Source organism: Neisseria sp. P0021.S007 (genome assembly GCF_051956855.1).
The window spans coordinates 1-634 of the sequence record NZ_JBQCXA010000680.1 but is presented as its reverse complement, the minus strand read 5'-3'; the positions used below and the strand labels follow the sequence as shown (position 1 = coordinate 634).

At 35.5% G+C, this 634-nt stretch carries 1 protein-coding gene; it reads right to left on the bottom strand.

All coding sequences use genetic code 11. From position 1 onward, the window contains the following. Window positions 1–634 (bottom strand): DNA methyltransferase (locus ACTHUR_RS15350; protein ID WP_440399495.1); only part of this gene is annotated, 634 nt, incomplete at both ends.

Here is a 634-nt window from a genome sequence, read left to right as displayed (position 1 = left end):
GGGCATTCTTGCTGGATGAACTGTTATGTTCTGTCTTTTGCACTCTCTATGAAAAAAATCGTTCGATGCTGAATTAGAGAAAGAAAAGGCATTAGGTAACCTAGGTTTTCTATTTTCATCAATACTTTCTATTTCAAATAAATTGTGAGAAATTGCACCACCTCTATCATTTAGGAAACTTTTTTCCCCAATACTATGTTCCGATGGTCTCTTTCCTGCATTATAAGACCCTCTTTTTAATAAACTTTTCATAGCTTCACTGTAGGGTCTTAGCACTTTTCTGTTATCAGCTTTTGGATAGTCTGTTTTTGAAAACCACCATACATGTGTGTAGCTATCAACAGTACGAAGAGGATTAACTGTGACCCATTGTGCAGGAGAAGGTAATCGAGAAGGGTTATAGCAAACAAATTCTTGTATAAGTCTTAAATTTGTTTCTGCAGATTCTGCAATAGACATTAATGCCTTCAAAGCCAACAAGCTTTGAACGGGTCTACCAGGCTCCCAACTATTACCTAATTCAACAACTAATGAACCATCATCAGCTAATTTTTCAGCTAGCAATGGAGTCAACTCTTTAATCCAATTTAAGTATTCTTCTCCTGTTTTATTACCATAACTCTTCTTTTGATTA